Origin of the sequence: Catellatospora vulcania (genome assembly GCF_009720385.1) — a bacterium.
Taxonomy (GTDB): Bacteria; Actinomycetota; Actinomycetes; order Mycobacteriales; family Micromonosporaceae; genus Catellatospora; species Catellatospora vulcania.
In genome coordinates this window covers 471,673-485,849 of the sequence record NZ_ML769301.1, presented here as the reverse complement: position 1 = coordinate 485,849, position 14,177 = coordinate 471,673, and the positions used below count along the sequence as shown (strand labels likewise).

The 14,177-nt window shown below is 70.1% G+C and carries 12 protein-coding genes; 5 read left to right on the top strand and 7 right to left on the bottom strand.

Features of this window, described 5'->3' with window-relative positions:
* The 3 genes from F6W97_RS02135 to F6W97_RS02125 all read right to left on the bottom strand — a co-directional run bounded on the left by F6W97_RS02135 (position 1) and on the right by F6W97_RS02125 (position 3,442).
* Positions 1-966 carry a carbohydrate ABC transporter permease gene (locus tag F6W97_RS02135; protein WP_230686337.1) on the bottom strand — a complete coding sequence of 322 codons (966 nt, stop codon included), beginning with the start codon at positions 964-966 and terminating at the stop codon, positions 1-3.
* 65 nt (positions 967-1,031) lie between these two features.
* Complete coding sequence (locus tag F6W97_RS02130; RefSeq protein WP_155368375.1) at positions 1,032-2,354, bottom strand: ABC transporter substrate-binding protein; 1,323 nt, start codon at positions 2,352-2,354, stop codon at positions 1,032-1,034.
* Positions 2,355-2,410: 56 nt separating this feature from the next.
* The gene (locus tag F6W97_RS02125; RefSeq protein WP_155368374.1) at positions 2,411-3,442 is read right to left on the bottom strand and encodes a DUF4185 domain-containing protein; all 1,032 of its coding nucleotides are present in this window, start codon (positions 3,440-3,442) and stop codon (positions 2,411-2,413) included.
* A 328-nt stretch (positions 3,443-3,770) separates the two neighbouring features.
* Here F6W97_RS02125 and F6W97_RS02120 point away from each other — a divergent pair, with 328 nt between their 5' ends.
* Positions 3,771-6,830, top strand: a complete 3,060-nt coding sequence (locus F6W97_RS02120) for an alpha-mannosidase (RefSeq protein WP_155368373.1) — start codon at positions 3,771-3,773, stop codon at positions 6,828-6,830.
* A gap of 10 nt (positions 6,831-6,840) precedes the next feature.
* Entirely contained in the window at positions 6,841-7,410 is a 570-nt protein-coding gene (locus F6W97_RS02115; RefSeq protein WP_155368372.1) for a DUF1349 domain-containing protein, read from the top strand.
* A gap of 80 nt (positions 7,411-7,490) precedes the next feature.
* On the opposite strand, the gene F6W97_RS02110 is transcribed toward F6W97_RS02115, so the two are convergent.
* Positions 7,491-8,579 (bottom strand): phosphotransferase family protein, encoded by a 1,089-nt coding sequence (locus F6W97_RS02110; protein ID WP_155368371.1) that lies wholly within the window; start codon positions 8,577-8,579, stop codon positions 7,491-7,493.
* Between the two features lie 182 nt (positions 8,580-8,761).
* Positions 8,762-9,694, bottom strand: a complete 933-nt coding sequence (locus F6W97_RS02105; protein WP_155368370.1) for an NADP-dependent oxidoreductase — start codon at positions 9,692-9,694, stop codon at positions 8,762-8,764.
* Positions 9,695-9,769: 75 nt separating this feature from the next.
* Between F6W97_RS02105 and F6W97_RS02100 the strand changes: the two genes are divergently transcribed.
* Positions 9,770-10,174 (top strand): winged helix-turn-helix transcriptional regulator, encoded by a 405-nt coding sequence (locus F6W97_RS02100; protein ID WP_155368369.1) that lies wholly within the window; start codon positions 9,770-9,772, stop codon positions 10,172-10,174.
* A gap of 40 nt (positions 10,175-10,214) precedes the next feature.
* Here F6W97_RS02100 and F6W97_RS02095 read toward each other — a convergent pair whose 3' ends face one another.
* The gene (locus F6W97_RS02095) at positions 10,215-11,066 is read right to left on the bottom strand and encodes an alpha/beta fold hydrolase (RefSeq protein WP_155368368.1); all 852 of its coding nucleotides are present in this window, start codon (positions 11,064-11,066) and stop codon (positions 10,215-10,217) included.
* A gap of 101 nt (positions 11,067-11,167) precedes the next feature.
* Here F6W97_RS02095 and F6W97_RS02090 point away from each other — a divergent pair, with 101 nt between their 5' ends.
* Positions 11,168-11,608 carry a YybH family protein gene (locus F6W97_RS02090; protein ID WP_155368367.1) on the top strand — a complete coding sequence of 147 codons (441 nt, stop codon included), beginning with the start codon at positions 11,168-11,170 and terminating at the stop codon, positions 11,606-11,608.
* A 2-nt stretch (positions 11,609-11,610) separates the two neighbouring features.
* Here the strand turns inward: F6W97_RS02090 and F6W97_RS02085 are convergent, their stop codons facing one another.
* Positions 11,611-12,186: a DUF3159 domain-containing protein gene (locus F6W97_RS02085; protein ID WP_155368366.1), complete on the bottom strand. Its 576-nt coding sequence runs from the start codon at positions 12,184-12,186 to the stop codon at positions 11,611-11,613.
* 258 nt (positions 12,187-12,444) lie between these two features.
* On the opposite strand from F6W97_RS02085, the gene F6W97_RS02080 reads away from it, so the two are divergent.
* A complete protein-coding gene (locus F6W97_RS02080; protein ID WP_230686336.1) occupies positions 12,445-14,022 on the top strand; it encodes a right-handed parallel beta-helix repeat-containing protein in 1,578 nt (525 codons plus the stop codon).
* The last annotated feature ends 155 nt before the right edge of the window (positions 14,023-14,177 follow it).

The following is a 14,177-nucleotide window of genomic DNA, read 5'->3' as shown; positions in this document are numbered from 1 at the left end:
CTAGCCGTCGATGGCTTTGTCGGAGTTGACGAGCCGGAAGATCACCAGCGAGATGGCGCCGAGCACGACGAACAGCATCAGCGACGCGGTGAGCGAGAAGCTGGTGGCGTACGGCGTCAGGTCGCGGAAGCTGTTGAAGATGTACAGGTTCGGCGTGGTGGTCGCGTCGACCGGACCGCCGTTCGTCATGATCAGCGGCAGCTCGAACAGCTGGATGGCGAGGGTGAACCCGGTGACCAGCAGGTAGAGCAGCACGTTCTTCAGCAGCGGGATGGTGATGCGGAACAGCCGGGCGAAGAAGCCGGCCCCGTCGAGCTGCGCCGACTCGTAGTAGTTCTCCGGGATGTCCAGCAGGCCGGCCAGCAGGATGAGCGTGGTGATGCCGAAGCTGAGCCAGATGCCGGGCACCGCGATGGCGGGCAGCGCGTAGCCGGGGTCGTTGAGCCAGTTGACCGGGCCGCGGTTCAGCAGGCCGAGCATCCAGTTGACGACGCCTTCGTCCTGGTACATGAACACGAACAGGACCGAGGCGACCACCGTCGAGACGACGGCGGGCAGGTACACGGTGGTCTTCATGAACGCGGCCGCGCGGCGGCTGAGCGTCTTGATGAAACTGGCCAGCAGCAGTGCGATGACGATGCCGGTCGGCACGGTGAGCACGGCGTAGTAGAGGCCGACCCAGATCGACTCCCAGAAGCGCGGGCTGTCCAGCACGTACTGGTAGAAGTCCAGGCCGACGAATTCCGGCTCCTCGTAGAAGCTGATCTTGAAGGTGCTCAGGTACACCGAGTAGACCAGCGGCCACATCACGAAGATGCCCAGCAGCACGACCATCGGGGCGATCATCAGGTACGCGGTGCGGTTGTCCCGGCCGCGGCGGGCGGCCCGCCGCCCGCGGCGCTGCGGCGCGACGCCGTCCGGGGCCGGGTCCGCCGGCACGGCGACCCGCGAGTCGAGAGCAGTCAACGTAGGTCCCCTCGAAGAGCGGTGCCCGGGACGCTTGCGCGCCCCGGGCACCGGAGTCCGGCAGCTTACTTCGGCGCAGTCCCGGCCAGCGACTGCTTCTTGATGACGTCGTCGATGGCGGCCGCTGCCGTCTTCAGCGACGTCGGCACGTCGGCCTTGCCCTTCATCGCCGACTCGATCGCGGTGCCGAAGGCCAGCGAGATGTCCCACGGGTACGCGGGCTCCTGCTTGCCGTACGGCACGACCTTCTCGGAGATGACCTTCATGAACGGGTCCGACGTCGCGTCGGGGTTGCCCGCGAGGGCCTGGTCGACCGAGGTGCGCACGGTGTACTTGGAGAAGCCGCTCGTCTTGAAGAAGTCGGCCATGATCGCCGGGTCCCCGGCCAGCAGGTACTTCACGAAGTCGGCGGCCTGCTGCTTGCCCTTGGACTTGGCGTCGACGGTCAGCGTCCACCCGCCCAGCGTCGCGGTCGTCTTGGCCGGGTCGCCGTCGATCGACGGGAACGCGGCCACGGCGGTCTTCGGGACCATCGCCTTGAAGTCGTTCTTGAGCTGCCCGATCACCCACGAGCCGCCGGCCATCATCGCGACCTCGCCCTGCCCGTACGGCGCGCCGTCGGCATAGCCGACCTTGGGCGTCTTCGGGATCAGGCCGCTCTGGTAGAGGGTCTTGTAGAAGTCCAGCAGCTTCTCGAAGCACGGCTCGGTCGCCGTGGACTTGGACCAGTCGTCGTTGATCGGCAGCCGCCCGCAGGCGTTGTACTGCAGGCCCCAGCTGGACCAGCCGAGGTCGGGCCCGGCGGACGCGATCGTCATGCCCTTGACCTTGCCCTGGGTCAGCTTGGTCGCCCACTGGAGCAGCTCGTCCCAGGTCTTGGGCGGATTGGTCGGGTCCAGACCGGCCGCGGTCACCAGGTCGGTGCGGTAGTAGAGCACCGTCGACGGTTCGACCAGCATCGGGTACGCGTAGTGCTTGCCGCCGACCGTGACGAAGCCCTTGACGTTGTCCTTGATGTCGGTGAACGCCTCGGCGGGCAGCAGGTCGTCGAGCGGGGCGAACTGGCTCTGGGCCGCGCCCGGCGCGACGTTGCCGTAGCTCGTGGTCGCGATGTCGGGCGCCTTGCCGGCCGCCTGCGCCGCCTTCAGCTTCTGCGCCCAGGTGTCGGCGGGCACGACCTGCAGGTCGACCTTCACCTTGTCCTGCGAGGCGTTGTACGCGTCGACGTGCTTCTTGAACCACGCCTGCTGGTAGTCCTCGAACTTCTGCTGCCAGAACGTGACGGTGGTCTTGCCGGCCGGGTCCTCACTACCACCACCGCATGCGCTCAGCGCCGTGGACGCAGTGACAGCTGCTATCGCGAGCAAAACTATGCCGCGTCTGCGCATTGCTCCTCCTCCTGCCGCACCCCGTGACCGGGGCGCAGTTCGTCATAATGCCTGCGTCAGGCTCTGCTGACCAGGTCGGCCCGGTACCAGAAGACGTTGTACGGGTCCCAGACCGATAGCGTGAAATAGATGGTTGCGCCCCCGTCCGCGGTGTACCGCGGGAGCATGTAAGGCGAGTAGAGACCGGGCACGTCGGCCGCGGAGACCAGGGTGATCGCGTCACCCCACGGCCCCCACGGCGTCAGGCCCTCGCGCAGGCTCGCGCCGGCTCCCCCGCCGTTGGTGTAGGACATCAGCCACCGGGACAGGTGCTCGCTCCACACCACGGACAGCTCGCCGACCGTGTCGTCGACGATGGTGCGCGCCGCGGCCCGGTCATCCGACCACGACGGCGTGCCGTCGGCGGCCGTGCCGGCGAAGTACCGGTAGGCGTCAGGGACCTCGACCTGCGTCGGGGCCACCTTCATCAGCTGCACGCCGCCGAAGCGGCCGTGCATGACGCCCCAGAAGTAGAGGTCTCCGTCGACTTCGGCGACGCTGACCTGGACGAAGTTGCTGTCTCCCGGCCAGGTCGGCGCGGCGAGTTTGGCCCAGGTCTGCCCGTGGTCGGTCGACTTGGCCAGGCCCGCATGGTTGACCTCCCACTCGCCCGGCTCGCCCCAGTGGCGGACGGACATGTAGGCGAGGTACATAGCGCCGTTCGCGGCGAACCCGTAGGTCGGGATCACCGTCATCTCGCTGAAGTCGACCTTCTCGGAGCCGAGCAGCTCCTTGGCCGCGCCGTGCTCGTCGACGACGAAGCCGTCGAACGTGATGCCGTCGGCCGGGTCGGTGTCGGTGGTGTGGGCCAGCGCGTTGGAACGCCACTGCTCCCCGCCGCCACCGGTGAAACCCGGCTCCCGGAACCCGAACGTGTCGCCGAAGACGAACCAGACCTTGCCGTCGGCCTCGAACATCGAACCCAGGTCGGTGCCGGCGATCGCCACCCGATCGGTGCGGTTCGCCGAGTCCGGGCCGGTCAGCTGCGCGACCCGCTGCACATTGGCCAAGCCCGCCAGCACGAAGGGCAGGTCTGGTCTCGGGTTCATCTGCCCTCCTCGGGTGGTGCAGCCGGTGGACGCGACCACGACGGCGAGGATCAGTGCCGCCGTCCAGTCACGACGGGAGCGGCGGAGTGTCATGCGCGTTGCCGGCATGTGTCCGCCCTTCTCGTCGGGAGCAGGATGGCTAGCAGTGAACCCCAGGAAATCGGTTTCGTCAAGAGCCGCCCAACCCCTGCGTAACTGACCTCGGAAAACCTTGCCTAACAGCGCGAAATCGATTTCAAGATCTGGTGTCGATGTGGTCGGCTTCGCTAGGATCGCGATGGTCTCGCCGACAGGCGGCGGCACAACTCGGCCACGCTGCGAGGTCCCCATGCACGACGATCGGGTTCTGGTGGAGAAGCGGCTGCGGCGGCTGCTGGCCGAACGGATCCGCCCCGCGGTCCACTCCGCGACGACCCCGCTGACGGCGTATGTATGGCACGCCCCGGGCGAGCCGGTCCCGTTCGCTGAAGCCGCAGCCGCGGACTACCGGCCCGCGGCTCCCGGCGACCGGTGGGGTGCGCCCTGGGGCACGGCCTGGTTCCGCATCACCGGCTCCGTGCCACCCGAGTGGGCCGGGCGCGAGGTCGAAGCGCTGGTCGACCTCGGTTTCGACGCCGACCGCCCGGGATTCCAGTGCGAGGGCCTGGCGTACACCCTGGACGGGCAGATCGTCAAAGGACTGCACCCGCGCAGCGGCCACCTGCCCGTCGCCCGGCCCGCCCGGGGCGGCGAGGAGGTGGGCTTCCTCGTCGAAGCGGCGGCCAACCCGCTGATCGGCCTGCCCTGGAGCAGGACCGAGCTGGGCGACCGCGCCACCGCCGGCACCGAGCCGCTGTACCGGCTGGGCCGGATCGAGCTGGCGGTCTTCGCACGGCAGGTCTGGGAACTGGTCCAGGACCTGGAAGTCCTCTCCCAGCTCATGGCTGAGCTGAGCCTGCACGACGCCCGCCGGTTCGAGATCCTGCGCGCCGTCGAACGCTGCCTGGACGTGACCGACCCGGCCGACGTCGCGGGCACCGCCGACGCCGCCCGCGAGCAGCTGCGCGACGTGCTGTCGCGCCGCGCGCACGCCAGCGCGCACCAGATCACCGCGATCGGCCACGCGCACATCGACACCGCCTGGCTGTGGCCGCTGCGCGAGACGGTGCGCAAGGTCGCCCGGACCACGGCCAACGTCACCGCGCTGATGGCCGAGCACGATGACTTCCGCTTCGCGATGTCGCAGGCGCAGCAGCTCGCCTGGATGAAGGACAACCACCCGCAGCTGTACGCCCGGATCAAGGAACAGGTGGCGGCAGGCCGGTTCGTCCCCGTGGGCGGGATGTGGGTCGAGTCGGACACCAACCTGCCCGGCGGCGAGTCCCTGGCCCGGCAGCTGGTGCACGGCAAGCGCTTCTACGACCGCGAGTTCGGCCTCGACACCCGGGAGGTGTGGCTGCCCGACTCGTTCGGCTACACCGCGGCGCTGCCCCAGCTCATGCGGTTGGCGGGCGCACAGTGGTTCCTGACGCAGAAGCTGTCGTGGAACCAGACCAACCGCTTCCCGCACCACACCTTCACCTGGGAGGGCATCGACGGGAGCCGGATCTTCACCCACTTCCCGCCGGTGGACACCTACAACAGCGAGCTGTCGGCGGCCGAGCTGGCCCACGCGGCCCGCAACTTCGCGGAGAAGGGCCGCGCGACCCGCTCGCTCGTGCCGTTCGGCTGGGGCGACGGCGGCGGCGGCCCCACCCGCGAGATGATCGCCAGAGCGCGGCGGACCGCCGACCTGGAAGGCTCGCCGCAGGTCACCATGCGCTCGCCGGCGGAGTTCTTCGAGGCCGCGCAGGCGGAGTACCCGCAGCCGCCGGTGTGGTCGGGTGAGCTGTACCTCGAATTCCACCGCGGCACCTACACCAGCCAGTCCCGCACCAAGCGCGGCAACCGGCGCAGCGAGCACCTGCTGCGCGAGGCCGAACTGTGGGCGAGCGCCGCGGCCGTGGCGGGGGCGGCCGAGTACCCCCACGACGACCTGGACCGGCTGTGGAAGACGGTGCTGCTGCACCAGTTCCACGACATCCTGCCGGGCAGCTCGATCGCCTGGGTGCACCAGGAGGCCGAGCAGACCTATGCCCGCGTGTGCGGCGAACTGGAAGAGATCATCGACGGCGCGCTGCACGCCCTCGCCGGGCCCGGCAGCACACCGGTGCTGTTCAACGCCGCGCCGCACGGCCGCGACGGGTTGCCGGCGATGGGCGCGGTCCTGACCCACGGTGGCACACGGGAACCGTCCGCGCCGGTGACCGCAGTCGCCGGAGACGACGGGATCGTGCTGGACAACGGTCTGCTCCGGGTGAGCGTGGACCGCACCGGACTGATCTCCTCCCTGGTCGATCTGCGTGTCGGGCGGGAGGTGGTCCCCGATGGGCTGAGCGCGAACCTCGTGCAGCTGCACCCGGATGTGCCGCACGCGTGGGACGCCGGGGAGCTCGACCCGCACTACCGCCACACCGCGACCGAGTTGCCGGCCGAGGACGTCCGTGTCGAAGCCGCGACCCCGGACGAGTGCACGGTGCTGACGGTGCGGCGGTTCGGGGACTCGTCCATGGTCCAGCGGATCAGCCTGGCGGCCGGGCAGGCCGGACTCGACATCGACACCGAGGTGTCCTGGCACGAGAGCGAGAAGATCCTCAAGCTCGCGTTCGGAGTCGACGTGCTCGCCGACCGGTCGGCCTCCGAGATCCAGTACGGGCACGTCATGCGCCCGACGCACGCCAACACCGGCTGGGATGCCGCCAAGTTCGAGATGTGCGCCCACCGGTGGGTGCACGTGGGCGAGCCGGGCTACGGGGTGGCGCTGCTCAACGACGGCACCTACGGCCACGAGGTGACCCGGGTCCAGGACGCGCGCGGCCGGACGGCGACCATGATCAGGGTCTCCCTGCTGCGCGCGCCGCACTTCCCCGACCCCGGCACCGACCAGGGCACGCACCGGTTCCGGCACGTGCTGCTGCCCGGCGCGGACATCGTCGACGCGGTCCGCGGCGGATACCAGCTGAATCTGCCGGTCCGCCGGGTCACGGGCGGGCGAGGTGTCGCGCCGCTGGTCGGCATCGACGACGACGGCGTCGTCATCGAGGCGGTCAAGCTGGCCGACGACCGCAGCGGGGACATCGTCGTGCGGCTGTACGAATCCCGGGGCAGCCAGGCTTCGGCGCGGCTGACCGTCACCGTGCCGGACGCCACCGTCCAGGTCACCGATCTGATGGAGGACCCGCTGGCCGGCAGCGGCCCCGCGCCGTCGGTCGGCGAGGCCGGTGTCACCCACGTCGACCTGAGACTTCGGCCGTTCCAGATCCTCACCTTGAGATTCACCGGGCACCCGCGGATCCCTGGCGGCCGTTAGGCTCGCCGCTGTGCTTACGGGGATGTCCTGGTTCAACGAACCGGCCGAGTGGTCACTGGACGGCGGCGTCCTGCGCGCCGTCACCGGCCTGCGGACGGACTTCTGGCGTAAGACCTTCTACGGGTGGGTCACCGACAACGGGCACTTCTATCACCGATCCGTGACCGGCGACTTCACCGCCGAAGTCGTCGTGTCCGCCACCCACACGACCCTGTTCGACCAGGCGGGCATGATGGTCCGGGCCGACGAGCGCAACTGGTTGAAGACCGGTCTCGAAGTCACGTCCGGCGCCGTGCACGTCAGCACCGTCTACACCCGCGAGTTCTCCGACGTGTCGATGGTGGCCGTGCCGGGGCACCGCGGCGAACTCTCGATGCGGGTCACCCGCTTCGGCGAAGCCCTGACCGTGCACTGCCGCAGCACGGACGGCCCGTGGCAGCTGCTCCGACTCGGCCACCTCGACCTGCCGGCCACCGTCGACGTCGGCGTCATGTGCTGCTCGCCCGAGCGGGCCGGCCTGGAGGCCACCTTCCGGGACTTCCGGATCGGCCCGCCGATCTCCCGGGACAACCTCGAATAATCAGCCGCTTCGCCGCGCGGGCACGACGGCATCGTAGTCGCTCCACCGGAACTGCCGGATGTGCATCACCACTGTTGCCGTCACCCGCGGAAGGCCCGGGCGAGCGCCAGCGGCACCTCTCCCCACCTGCCCACCAGCGCATCGCGCAGCTCCCCGGAGAACGCGGCGATCTCCGGCGCCATCGACGTCCGCCGCGCGAGGTCGAGCCGGTGCAGCAGCAGCGCGCGACGCCGTGGCGAGTCCAGCCTGGTGGTGACCACCGGGTCGCCGGTGAGCGTCTGCGGCAGGAACCACGACGAGTACAGCACCGCCCACAGGTCAGTGGCCGCGGCGAGATCGCGGTCGAACTCCGGGGTGGCCACGTACGGCAGGTCGGCGGCCATGGCCGCGCGGTAGCGGGCCACGGCCCGGTCGGCCACGTCGTCCGGCAGCCGCCAGGAGCACCAGCACGACGGCCACGGCACCCGCAGATATGCCACATCCCAGGCGATGTGCCGCCACTCGGCGTGCTCGAAGTCGATCAGGGCGAGCCCGTTCTCGGTGAACACGTTGTTGTCCGGGCACGCGTCGCTCGGTGACAGCGCCGACGCGGCGTCGTCGTCGAGGCGGGCGGCCTCGGCCCGGAACGTGTCGGCGAGGGTGTCCGGCACGGCGACGCCGAGCGGCCCGCACGCCTCCCGCAGGTCGGCGACGTTCTGGTCGAGCGACGCGGCGACCGAGGTCAGCGGCGCGGAACCGGGCTGCGCCCTCGCATCCAGCTCGACCCGGAACGCCTCGCGCAACCCGGATGTCGCGCGGTGCACGGCCGCGATGGCGTCGGTCCACCCGTACACAGCTGCTTCGGCGGCGGCCGGGTCTTCGCCGAGCAGGGCGTCGGCCACGTTCGTGCCGGTGCCGAGATCCGACATGACCACGACGGGCGGTGACGCCCCGGCGGCGAGCAGCCGTGGCGCGGGCGCGTGCGGCGGCAGCACGGCGAGCGCGGCCGATTCGCGGGCCCAGCTGCCCGGCTGGTCGAACGTCTTCACGATGACCGTCGTGGGGGTCTCACCCGGCCGCGTGATCCGTGCCCGGCGGACGGCGGAGCGGTTGCTGCCGCCGAGGGCGTCCACCGGGGTGACGGTCACGCCGGGCAGCAGCGCGCGGACTTCGTCCAGATCGTCGATCACCGCGCCAAGCTATCGCGTCGGCCGTTGCAGGGTCGCGCCATTTCGCGCGTCTCCCGGGCGGGGCCGCCGCGGGCCGCCGGGCTGGCGCATAAGTCGACGGACGCGCGGAGGTCCCACGCGCCCGTCGACTCGTGCCCGGCCGTATTCCGGCGGCCGCGGCGGCCCGGCCGCCGTCGAGGAGGTCAGGTGGTGAGGACGAGACGTCCTCTCAGGCCACCCGCGGCCAGCCGCTCGTGAGCCACGGCGACCTGGTCGAGCGGGAGGGTGTCGGCCACGCGGAGGGTGAGGCGGCCCGCGTCGACCAGTGCGGCGAGTTCGGCCAGGCGCGCGCCGTCGGCGTACGCCTCCTGCACCACGACGCGGGTCGCCCGCAACGGCGGTGGCGCGAACGGCGCCACCAGGGCGACGAACGTCCCGGCCGGCCGCAGTGCCTCGTGCGCCGCGATCCCGACGACCGCCGCGTCGACGACCGCGTCGACCCCGCCGGGGACCTGCCTGCGGACCGCTTCGGCAAGCCGATCCGTACGCGGCACGAACCACGTCGCGCCCAGAGCACGCACCGGCTCCTCGTCCCGTTCGCCCGCGACGGCCAGGGTGCGGATGCCGCGCATGGCGGCCAGTTCGAGCACCAGCCCGCCGACCCCGCCCGCGGCTCCGGTGACCAGCAGCGTCTGCCCGGCGTGCAGGCCGGCCAGCGCCAGCGATCGCGCCGCGGTCAGGCCGATCAGCGGCAGCGTCGCGGCAAGCTCGACGGACACCCGCGCCGGAGCCGGAGCCACGGCCGCCTCGTCGAGCACCACGTGATCGGCCTGCGCGCCCGCGGCGGACAGCACGTCACGAAGGCCGATCACCTGCGCACCGACGTCGAAGCGGGTGACACCCGGGCCGACCTGGTCGATCCGGCCGGCCACGTCCCAGCCCAGCCACACCTCGCCGGCGGGAGCCAGCAGGCCTGCCTTCGTGAGCGCACCGTTTCGGGTGGACAGATCGATGCGGTTGACCGACGCCGCGGCCACCCTGATGCGCACCTGCCCGGGGCCTGCCGACGGGGTGGGGATGTCGAGGACTTCCAGGACTTCGGGGCCGCCGAAGCGGCGGACGGCGACTGCTCTCATGTAGATCACGCTAGGATCGGCACTCTCCATGGGTAAGTAGGCACCTGCAGGTGCGTAACCGACGCGGAGGTAGGCATGACGACGCTGAGCGCCCAGCAGCGGCGGCAGCAGGAGCGCGACGAGTACAACGCCTACCTGTCGCAGTGCCCGGGGCATCAGCTCCTGGCGGCGCTCAGCGACAAGTGGGTCACCCTCGTCCTCGCCGCCCTGGCCGACGGCCCGCACCGGTACAGCGACCTGAGCCGGACCATCCCGGGCGCCAGCCAGAAGATGCTCACCCAGACGCTGCGCAAACTCGAACGCGACGGGCTGCTCACCCGCACCGTCACCCCGTCGGTGCCGGTACGCGTGGACTACGAGGTCACCTCGCTCGGCCGCAGCCTGATTCCGGTCCAGCAAGCGATCAAGACCTGGGCCGAGACGCACATCGAACAGGTTCATCTCGCCCGCGACGAGTTCGATCGCCGTAACGCCGACTGATCGGAGCCGACCCGGCAGACCATGGCTGCGGTGTACGCGGTCAGGATGGTTCGGACCCGGCCGGGCGGAATGCCAGCAACTCGAGGATCAGCGCGTCGACCTCGTGCGGAGTGTCGGTGATCGAGAAGTGTGCCGCCCCTGGGATCGTCTTGAGCTCCACGTGCGGGGCCGCTTCGATGGCGGCCTGTTCCTGCGCGGTGAAGCCGACCTCGTCACGGTCGCCGCGACCGACCCACACCACGTTGTCCGTGGCGGCGAGCCGGGTGGCCAGATCGCCGTGGCGCCTGAGGTTGTCGAAGAAGCCCGCCACCAGGTGCCGGTTCGCGGCGTGCGGGTTGCGCTTCATCTGCGCGAACAGCTCGTTGAAGCGATCCGACGGCAGCCGGTCGCGCATGCCTTTCTTCAGCGTCGGGTTGATGCCGAGCCAGACCAGCGTGCCGAGCACCGGGACGTGGCCGGCCTCGTCGAGGGCGATGAGGTCGTGCTCCTCGTCGTCGCGGGAGAAGGAGGGCGACAGCAGCAGCAGGCGGCCCGGGTAGCTGCCGCGGGCGGCGATCTCGATGCCGACGTTCGCGAAGTACGAGTGCCCCACGATCAGGTCGACGGCCTCGCGTGCGGCGAACTCCTCGACCATCTCGGCATAGCGTTCGATCGAGTAGTCGAACCCGGACGGCGCCGGGCGGCCCGCGAACCCGGGCGGGTCGGCGGCCATCGCGAGCACACCCGCGTCGGCCAGCGCCGGATCGGTGAGCATGGCGGTGTAGAACTCGGCGGTGCAGAACAGGCCGGGCAGCATGAGTACGCGCTGAGTGGTCGTCGTGGGCTCGTTCTCGATGATCGCCCAGCCGGCCTGTTCCCGCCGCCGCAGGGGTGGATGCTGTGTCGCGGTCATGGTGCTCCCTCCGCATACGCTCCTTGAGCATAGGTAGGCCGTCCCTGCCCGGGTGTGCGTTTTCGCAGTTCCACAGTGGTGGCCGGTCGTAGGCTGCGGGCATGGCCGGTGTCACGGGCAGTCCGCAGGATGAGGCCGCGATCGGTGCGGTGATGGCGCGCCTGGCGCAAACGTTCGGCACCCTGTCCGCCGACGGCGTCGCCGATCTCTACACCGCGGACGCCGACTGGACGAACGCGTTCGGGACCACCCGCACGGGAGGCGCGCAGATCGCGGCATACCTGACCGAGCTGTTCGCCGACCGGCACTTCGCCGCGGGTAAACCGCTCGGGCCCCCGCAGGCCGACATCCGCCTGCTGAGCGCGGACGTGGCGGTGGTGAAGACCTATCTCGAACGCGAGGGCCAGCAGCGCGCCGACGGGTCGGCGATGGCGGTACGGCGCAACTTCTCCCTGAAGGTGTTCGTCCGCGAGCCGGACGGCTGGAAGATCGCGTCCGACATGTACATGGACGCCCGCGACGACACCACGCTGGGGGCGTGACCTCAGGCAGTGGCCGTCCCGGCGGCGCGGGCCTCGGCCTTCACATGCTCGGGATACCAGGCGGTGAACTTGAACGCGCCGACCAGCAGCGCGATCGGGATGATCCAGTTCAACCAGGCGGAGCCGCCGTGATCGGGCTGGGCGAGGAAGCCGAGCACCGCGCAGACCGCGAACGTCAGGCCCCAGACCAGCGTCAGCATCCGGTTGACGTGCTTGAACTGGGGCGTGGACCACAACCGCTGCGGCACCTGCTCGCGGGCGTACTGCTCGGTGAACGGCACGAACGCCAGTGAGCCGAGCACGACCACCGCGAGCACGCCGCTGGAGATCGCCTGGGCGTACTCCTCCAGCCACAGCAGTCGGCTGTGGTCGAGCACCAGCCCGGCGATGGTCAGCGCGCCGAAGAACAGCACGGAGACGATCTCCAGCAGCTTGATCCGGCCGCGCTCGTGTGACGGGATGAGCAGGATCAACGCGGCCAGCAGCGCGCCGCCGGCGGCGAACTCCCACGTGCTCGGCCCGCTCACCACCCAGAAGATGATCCACGGTACGAAACCCAGGAACGTCTTAGCCCCCATTGTCCAAATTTCTCACAACGCACCGGCGCAGGCGGTCGAATCAGGATCTCCGTGCCGCCGGGTCACGCGGTTCCGAGCAGGCGGGGCCGCCTGCAACAAATCTGCAAACGTCAACCCTTGCGCATTGGCAAGCGCTTTCCAGAGACTGGGTCGCATCGACGTTCCGGGTCCCCTCCGGGCGAGGACCCTCGCGCGTCACCCCGCCCCGCGGCGTGTGATCCGTGCGCTCGCACCGCGCCGCTCCAGCTTGGGAGACACATGAGAGTCACCTCATCGGCCGCCGTCGCCGCACTGGCGCTCGGGGCCGTGCTCGCGCTGCCCGCACCCATGGCGGTAGCCGCACCGACCCGCCACGAGGCCGAGACCTCACCCGCCGTATGCGTCGGCACCATCGACAGCAACTGGGCCGGGTACTCCGGCAGCGGCTTCTGCAACGGCAACAACGCCACCAGCGGATACCTGCAGTTCACCGTCACCGCGTCGGCCGCGGGCACCGCGACGCTCGGCGTCCGCTTCGCCAACGGCACCACGACGGCCCGACCGGCCGCCCTGGCCGTGAACGGCGCGACCGTGCAGACCGTGTCGTTCGAGGGCACCGGCACCTGGGACGCCTGGACCACCAAGACACTGACGGTGAACGTCAACGCCGGCAGCAACACCGTCCGCCTCACGCCGACCACGTCCACCGGCCTGGCCAACGTGGACCACCTCGAATTCGAGGTGGGCACCACCACCCCGCCGACGACCTCGCTCTACGTGGCCACGACCGGCAACGACGCGAACGCGGGCACGCTCAGCGCCCCGCTGAAGACCATCCAGCGCGCGGTCGACCTGGCTCAGCCCGGATACACGATCCACCTGCGCGGCGGGACCTACGCGCCGAGCACCAACGTGCAGGTCCTCAAGAACGGCACGTCCAGCCAGCCGATCACCCTGCGCAACTACGGCAGTGAGAGGGTCGTGCTCGACGGCGAGAACATGTCCTACACGCCGGGCGCGCTGGACTCCACCATTCCCCGCGCCGAACGGGGCGCGATCCACATCGAGGGCGACTGGTGGCGCATCATCGGCCTGGAGATCATCCACGGGCCGTATGCCGTCTTCGGCCTCGACACCAACAACAACGTGTTCGAACGTCTGATCACCCGCGACAACTACGAGAGCGGCCTGCACCTGCAGGGCTCCTCCAGCAACAACCTGATCCTGAACCTGGACAGCTACGGCAACCGGGACCCGCGCAAGAACGGCGAGAGCGCCGACGGGCTGGCGATCAAGGAGGGCTCCGGCAGCGGCAACGTCGTACGCGGCGCACGCCTGTGGAACAACTCCGACGACGGCCTGGACTACTGGATGTTCTCCTCGCCGATCCTGCTGGAGAACAGCCTGTCCTGGGGCAACGGGTTCAATCGGTGGAACCTGCCCAACTACACCGGTGACGGCAACGGGTTCAAGCTCGGCGGCAACGCCGTGTCCGCGAGCCACACCGTACGCAACAGCATGACCTGGGACAACGCGGTCGGCGGTTTCATCGACAACAACAATCCCGGCCAGCACCTGATCGACCGCTGCACCGCCTGGGACAACCCCGGGACCGGGTTCAACGTCAACCGCTCCGACAGCACGCTGACCAAGAACCTCGCGGTCGCCAACGGGACCGCCGTCTCGCTCGGCTCGAACTCCAGCGGCTCGGGCAACTCGTGGGACCTCGGCGGCACCTGGACACTGCAGAGCACCGACGCGAGCACCATCACCGGCCCGCGGGCCGCCGACGGTGCGATCCCGTCCTCCACGTTCCTGCGTCCCGCCAACGGGGCCGACGTCGGAGCACGGTTCTGACCCGCGATCCGGCGACGCGGAGGTAGGCCGGTGGGCCGCCCGGTGCCCCCCGGGCGGCCCACCTACGCCGCGACCTCGTCCCGCCGCCGGTCGGCCGGATAAATCAGCCGAACCGGCAACCATGACAGCAGATTCGTATATCTGCATATTACGTA

What these genes read in the sequence shown, in the direction of transcription:
- F6W97_RS02120 (WP_155368373.1), top strand. Translation starts at nt 3,771, where the DNA reads ATGCACGACGATCGGGTTCTGGTGGAGAAGCGGCTGCGGCGGCTGCTG.
- F6W97_RS02095 (WP_155368368.1), bottom strand. Translation starts at nt 11,066, where the DNA reads ATGACCGCGACACAGCATCCACCCCTGCGGCGGCGGGAACAGGCCGGC.
- F6W97_RS02085 (WP_155368366.1), bottom strand. Translation starts at nt 12,186, where the DNA reads ATGGGGGCTAAGACGTTCCTGGGTTTCGTACCGTGGATCATCTTCTGG.
- F6W97_RS02080 (WP_230686336.1), top strand. Translation starts at nt 12,445, where the DNA reads ATGAGAGTCACCTCATCGGCCGCCGTCGCCGCACTGGCGCTCGGGGCC.
- F6W97_RS02100 (WP_155368369.1), top strand. Translation starts at nt 9,770, where the DNA reads ATGACGACGCTGAGCGCCCAGCAGCGGCGGCAGCAGGAGCGCGACGAG.
- F6W97_RS02130 (WP_155368375.1), bottom strand. Translation starts at nt 2,354, where the DNA reads ATGCGCAGACGCGGCATAGTTTTGCTCGCGATAGCAGCTGTCACTGCG.
- F6W97_RS02125 (WP_155368374.1), bottom strand. Translation starts at nt 3,442, where the DNA reads ATGAACCCGAGACCAGACCTGCCCTTCGTGCTGGCGGGCTTGGCCAAT.
- F6W97_RS02105 (WP_155368370.1), bottom strand. Translation starts at nt 9,694, where the DNA reads ATGAGAGCAGTCGCCGTCCGCCGCTTCGGCGGCCCCGAAGTCCTGGAA.
- F6W97_RS02090 (WP_155368367.1), top strand. Translation starts at nt 11,168, where the DNA reads ATGGCCGGTGTCACGGGCAGTCCGCAGGATGAGGCCGCGATCGGTGCG.